This is a genomic window from Bradyrhizobium sp. DOA1 (genome assembly GCF_001593325.1).
In the GTDB taxonomy this organism is placed as follows: domain Bacteria; phylum Pseudomonadota; class Alphaproteobacteria; order Rhizobiales; family Xanthobacteraceae; genus Bradyrhizobium.
The window spans coordinates 2,215,392-2,221,203 of record NZ_JXJM01000001.1; the positions used below are offsets into that span (position 1 = coordinate 2,215,392).

Consider the following 5,812-nt stretch of genomic DNA (forward strand, 5'->3'; position numbering starts at 1 on the left):
GCTCGACATCCCGAACCGCGATCACATGCGCGCGGTCGGCGACAAGGTCTACAAGACCGGCGTGCTCGATTTTCTCTCACGCCGCGGCTGAGGCGATATTGTCTGAGCCGAGAGGTTGTTGCCCAGTGGGCGTCCGCAGAGGGCCCATTACGATACATTGCTGCATTTTTCTAATAACAAAAATCAAAGGGCCAGCACCGAGGACAGCTAACCGATGTCGTCGATTTCAAATGCGATCTTTCCAGTCTGGGTGATTGGCATATGGAGCCTTGGCCTTGGAGGGGTCCTACTGAAGTGGCAAATGCGTCAAAACTTGGCGCCGGGATTGGCCCAGTTCAAAGGCTATTCAGATAGGCGATTAGAGGGGCGACGACCTGCCTTTTTGCGAAACCCGACGGCTTACAATGAGCGCGGCAAAAAATATCGGCGCTGGACCGTTGTCGTCGAGTGTCTCTTTTTACCATGGTTTTTCGGTGGGCTGCTGATGCTGGCAGTCTTGCCCAGGCGATAAGTGATGCAGTATCGGCGCCAGACTGAGCCAATAAGCTCGCACGCTACTCGGCGCTCCACCAGCGTCGTATATTGGAGAACAGCTGTCCGAAAACGAACAATCCTAAAGCAGTTAGGAGCACAGCCGTGACGAGAGCCGTCACAAAGGAGATTGGGTCGCTCTCGAAGCTAACGAGTCTCGACCAGCCGACGCGACTAGGACCGTATCCCCGCGAGTACAATTCTCCTGTCGTGAATACGCGACACAATTGGGCGAGCCCCAGCCACATCATGAACGCCATCAAAGGCAGAACTACGATGAATGTGGCTATCCTCTTAACAACTGGCAGCACTCTCCGCATCTAACGGATTGTTCCCCCAAAATTGCCGTGTGTGTCGCGCCGCCGTAAGATCTGTTTTATCGCTGTTGCGCCAAGTACCACAAACAATCCTAGCGCCAGGAGTCCGATGCCGACAGCCGCTCCAAGGCCGAATTTGGTAAACACAGCTCTTAGATGCTGCGCCCCAATGAAGACGTTTCCCACTAAGCAGGTAAGTAGGAATATCGGCCTGAGTATCCTCTTCATCCGCATTACATCCCATGGCACCTATTCGTGGAGCTTCAACTGAGGACCAAAGGCGCACTGCTGAGAGTCTCAAGTCCGATCGCCAGATCGACTCAGGTTCACCACTTCCACCATTTTTTCTTTTCAGTCAGGATGTTGAGGCGCGCGACGGGGTAAGGAACAAAGATGCCATCCTCGGCATATGTCACTTTGAATCCGGGGGGTGGCCTTCGACGCCGATCGTCTCGCCGTCCTGGAGCATCTTGCCGGAGCGAAGTAAGTATTCCGCAGTTGAGTAGGCGTGCTGCATTATGAACTTGGGATCCAAGCTCGACGCGGGGTACTCGAGGTCCGTCAGTCCAAAGAAGTGCAAACCGAGCGTTCCTCCAATGATGTTCGTTTGACCGCCCTTCGAGACCTCTGGAAAAAGCATTACCCGTACCCAGAAGGGCACTGCATTCGCATCGGGCCGACCGATGCTCTCCGTTGACCTGATGAAGTCTTTTGCATCCATCGAGTTTGTCCCATCCACCCATTGGATGCCGATGAATGGGACAATTCGGGCAATGGCTGCGGCAGCCAAGGTGACTGCACGCGCTTGCGCAAGGACTTGCTGACGGTCTTCGAGTTCTTTCTTCTGAGCGGCGGTTATGACGATATGAGCGGTGTGCTTGGCAGCATCGACTTCGACAGTGGGCCAGATATGATTCGCATAGTGGCCTTGCTCGACGACACTCAATTCTGCCGGGGCCGGAATGGCCATTACGGATATCGATTGATCGTTGATGCTTAGCATCTCAGGGACAGCGTCAGCGCCCAAAGGTGAGCCCACCCAGTCGCTGAGCCTCGCTTCGGGGGCGAGGCGGCCCACCTCGGATACGATTTGAGAGGCCGATACCGACATAGGTGTTTCAAGCAGCAATCTGGCGTGAAACTGCATCCGAATTTTCCTCGGCGTACCTGTGCTCGCGCGCGCCTTTGGATCAGTAGGTCGGGGTAACTGGCCCGCCAAACCGGTAGCTGACGCGCGCGGTGACGATGTCGATGTCCTGGCTGATGCGATCAGTGCGAGAAAAGGCGCCGAGAGGGCCGGTGAAATAGAAGCTGTTGTTGCGCGACCCCATGAAGCCATGGACATAGTCCACGCCGACGACGACGTTTGGTGCTACGCCGAAATCGAGACCGGCGCCGACTGCGCCACCCCAGCGGGTCTCGCTCGCTTTGTCGAAGACAAAGCCAGTCGCGGTGAGGAAGCCCTCGTATTTGTTGCTCGCGACGATGCCGCCGCCCTTCACGTAGAATAGAACGTTGCTCCAGGCATAACCGACCTGGCCAGTCACCAAGCCGAAAGCATCGATCTTGGTGCGGTCGGAGCCGCCGCCACCTGCGAGCAGGCTGGGACCATTGGAGCCGCTGAGGTTGGCCCAATCGCCTTGCCCTTCAAGGCCGAAAACCCATGCGCCGCTCTGCCAACGATAGCCGAATTGTCCGCCGACCGCGGCTCCGCTCGCGGTATGGCATCCCTCGGACACAGGAGGGACCACCGGCGCACCGAAGATGTTCGTCACGAAGAGAACGCTTTGCGCAAGTGCTCGACATCCCGAACCGCGATCACATGCGCGCGGTCGGCGACAAGGTCTACAAGACCGGCGTGCTGGATTTCCTCTCCCGCCGCGGGTGAGTCGGCAAAGCGCCATGAGGGATTCTTCGCCTACGCTGCCTTGTCGCTGAACGCTGCGGGAAGCGTGTTGAGGAATGACATCACGCGCTGCGTGCGCAGGGGCGGGCGGCGGCCCGAGGTGCGCACCATCCATAGGGGTTCCCCGGGGACGCGCCAGGATCCCAGAACCTCGACCAGCCGGCCGGCGCGAAGGTCTTCGTTGACGAGCCACGCTGGCCCCCAGCCGATCCCAAATCCGCTCGCGACCAAGTCGAGCGTCGCATGCGCATCGTCGCAAATGTGCTTGGGTTTGGGCGTGACGCGAATGGGTCCCTTGCCGCGCGGATCGGCAAAGCGCCAGGTCAGGATCTGACCACTTGCGGGATTGCGAAAGCCGACATGGTCGTGCGCGGCAAGCTCGTATGGAGTGGTGGGCGCGCCGCGCGCCTTCAGATAGCCGGGCGAGGCGCAAGCGATCCAGGAGAACGTGCAAAGCCGCCGTGCCTGATGGCCCGGCGCGCGGTCGAGCGGCCCCGAGCGGATCGCGACGTCGACGCCTTCCGCCGCGAGATCGAGGATCTCGTTGCGGAATTTGACCTCGATCTCGATTTCCGGCCGCTCCCGCAGGAACACCGGCAGTCGCGGCAGAATGCAGGCGCGGGCGAAGGAGGCGGGGGCGGTCACGCGCACCCGTCCGCCATCGTCGCGCGCGACTTCGCCGAGCGCGGATTGGACGCGGGCGAGGCTTTCCACCAGCGCGCGACCCGCCGTCATGAGCCTGTCGCCCTCTTCGGTCAGCGCCAGCGAGTGGGTGGAGCGATGCAGGAGCCGCAACCCGTGAGCCTTTTCGAAGCGGGCGACCGCCTTGGACATCGCCGAGGTGGTCGTTCCCGCGCGCCGCGCGGCTTCTGCGAAGGAACCCGCCTCGACGACGCGGACGAAGGCGAGGAGACGCGAGAGATCGGGATGCAAAGCTGTTGTGGACATGGAGTCCACATAATCATGGCCGCCGGGGCACTACAATGGCCGTTCCGCACCGGCTAGCTAGGAGCGGTCAGCGCGCATTCCGCGACGCTAAAAAATCCGGGAAGTCCGATGAACCTCATCGAAATCACTCTGCAAGCCCTTGACGCCGCCGAGCGGGCGATTCCATCCGGCCAGCCGATCTATATGCTCAATCTGATACGCTACCGCGCGCAAGCGCATTACGAGGACGGATTCGATGCTGAGCCCTGCTCGGGCCGCGAAGCCTTTGATGAACGCTACCGGCCGGCATTCCGCCGTCTCGCGGCCGGGAAGCCGCTCGTGCGAGTGCTTTCCGTCCCGCTCCTGGCGAGCCTCGTCGGCTCGCCAAGCGAACGTTGGGACGAAGTGGCGCTCAACGAATACGGCGATTTCGCCACCTTCCGCTCGATCGTCGACACCGAGACCTATAGGCGCGAAGTCGCCCCGCATCGGCACGCGGCTCTCGAAGATTTCCGGCTGTTCGCGCTTGCCAAGCCGATGTGAGGAATTTTGAAACTACGGTGACGATGCTGGGCTGCACCCTTAGGTGAGACGCGGAGATACGCAAACTACGTGACAGTGCACAATTTGCTTGGGCTGCGGCAATGGTGAGGGCGCAAAGTTCGCACCAAGCTAGTCCAGCCGCGTCACGCAACAACCTTCGCGACTGGTGCGCAATGAAAGCCCGATGCCTGGATATTGAGTGACGGTGCACTATGCCCGGCTAGAGCTGTCAGAGGCGGACAATTGTGCGCTCTCGCCGCAATGCGAGGTGCCGGTGCTGATCGCGGTCGGCTCCGTGACGTCGCGGGCTCTGCGAGCGCGCTCGGCGCGATCATTCCGGGTGCGCAAGTGCTCGACATTCCCGGCCGCGATCACATGCGCGCGGTCGGCGACAAGGTCTACAGGACCGGCGTGCTGGATTTCCTCTCACGCCGCGGGTAAGGCGATGTTGGGGCAGGCGAGGAGGTTGTCGGCCGATCACCCTGAAGTTCACACCAGGAAAGAGGCTGTTCGCTCCCTTCAAGCCAGCGAGAACAGCCGAACGATGTCGGCAAATGGCCCAAGCGGAAGTCAACGCATTTCGGCTGAGTGTAAGAGGCCGCTCAATCCAGCTTGCGTCTTAGCTTGGCGGCTATCTCGCGTTGGTCGTCGATATAATCTGCGACGACCTTCCGGGCCTCGTCCATTCGGGCCTTGTTTTCCGCTTCGCGTTCGTGGTCGGGCTTCTTTGCCATACGATTGGGGTCAAGAGTTCAAGGTGAGCTTCTTTGAGGCTCATCGCGCCTCTTAGTGCACTTTGCATGTCGTTCAATCTGATTGGCCAATCGAAGCCAACTGTGCGCCAACTCTCAGCGTCCTGCTTTCCGTTTGCTCCTGCGTCGCCCGCGACAGGCGATAGCATTCCATCGAGTGATCTCTGCAGTTGTTTGAGGTCTGCACATGAGTCTCCCTTCGCTTGAGGGCAAGAGGGCCACGCTGTGCCAATCCATGCATTTAACAAAGTTAACGATGGGGTGCCGGTTCACTGCTCAAGGCGGGGCATGCAACCGACAAGGATTCGAGGCTGACGACGCGCTGCAGCTCGATCGCACGCTCGGCCTCGTAGGCCTTAGCCAGGCGAGAACAGTGGAACTCCAAGAACTCACTCGTTGCGGGGGGGCGGCTTCTGGTTCCGCTGGTCGTCCCAAACCAATTCGCCGCAAGAGCACTTGAGTACTCGGACGCTGCCAGTTTTGGGGCTCCACAATCGCTGCAGAAGATGGGTCGGCTTCTCGCACTTGGGGCAGCAGATCGGAGCTTCGAACGAATCTCGTGACATAGGACGGCTCTGCATTCGAGCCATGATCTTACACCAGCCAGGCCGCTCCGAAATTAAACTAGGAGAACTGCGCAGTTCGCAGTCCTCCACCCCTTCAAGATCGCGCGTGCGCCTGCGCGCGCTGGCCGCGTGCCTGCGCGGCACGCGCGACCTCATGACGAGGCAGCAGGCCGCACGCATCGAGGTGCCGGTGCTGATCGCGGTCGGCACCGCCGACGACGTCGCGGGCTCAGGGAGCGCGCTCGGCGCGATCATCCCGGGCGCGCAAGT

The 5,812-nt window shown here is 60.3% G+C and carries 5 protein-coding genes and 4 pseudogenes; 5 read left to right on the forward strand and 4 right to left on the reverse strand.

Features of this window, described 5'->3' with window-relative positions; all coding sequences use genetic code 11:
• A pseudogene (locus tag SE91_RS37575) lies at window positions 1-91 on the forward strand (alpha/beta fold hydrolase); the annotation flags it as partial.
• Window positions 92-1,260: 1,169 nt separating this feature from the next.
• On the opposite strand, the gene SE91_RS10390 reads toward SE91_RS37575, so the two are convergent.
• The gene (locus tag SE91_RS10390) at window positions 1,261-1,995 is read right to left on the reverse strand and encodes a DUF4261 domain-containing protein (protein WP_082813702.1); all 735 of its coding nucleotides are present in this window, start codon (window positions 1,993-1,995) and stop codon (window positions 1,261-1,263) included.
• A 43-nt stretch (window positions 1,996-2,038) separates the two neighbouring features.
• Window positions 2,039-2,623: an outer membrane protein gene (locus tag SE91_RS10395; RefSeq protein WP_061847547.1), complete on the reverse strand. Its 585-nt coding sequence runs from the start codon at window positions 2,621-2,623 to the stop codon at window positions 2,039-2,041.
• 14 nt (window positions 2,624-2,637) lie between these two features.
• On the opposite strand from SE91_RS10395, the pseudogene SE91_RS37580 reads away from it, so the two are divergent.
• A pseudogene (locus SE91_RS37580) lies at window positions 2,638-2,736 on the forward strand (alpha/beta fold hydrolase); the annotation flags it as partial.
• Window positions 2,737-2,766: 30 nt separating this feature from the next.
• On the opposite strand, the gene SE91_RS10400 reads toward SE91_RS37580, so the two are convergent.
• On the reverse strand, window positions 2,767-3,702 hold the full coding sequence (locus SE91_RS10400; protein ID WP_061847548.1) for a LysR family transcriptional regulator: 936 nt from the start codon (window positions 3,700-3,702) through the stop codon (window positions 2,767-2,769).
• Between the two features lie 108 nt (window positions 3,703-3,810).
• Between SE91_RS10400 and SE91_RS10405 the strand changes: the two genes are divergently transcribed.
• A complete protein-coding gene (locus SE91_RS10405) occupies window positions 3,811-4,224 on the forward strand; it encodes a hypothetical protein (RefSeq protein ID WP_061847549.1) in 414 nt (137 codons plus the stop codon).
• A gap of 265 nt (window positions 4,225-4,489) precedes the next feature.
• Window positions 4,490-4,665 (forward strand): annotated as a pseudogene (locus SE91_RS10410) (alpha/beta fold hydrolase); the annotation flags it as partial.
• A 161-nt stretch (window positions 4,666-4,826) separates the two neighbouring features.
• Here SE91_RS10410 and SE91_RS38010 read toward each other — a convergent pair.
• A complete protein-coding gene (locus SE91_RS38010; RefSeq protein ID WP_257721912.1) occupies window positions 4,827-4,958 on the reverse strand; it encodes a hypothetical protein in 132 nt (43 codons plus the stop codon).
• Between the two features lie 699 nt (window positions 4,959-5,657).
• Here SE91_RS38010 and SE91_RS38245 point away from each other — a divergent pair.
• Window positions 5,658-5,812, forward strand: a pseudogene (locus SE91_RS38245) (alpha/beta fold hydrolase); the annotation flags it as partial.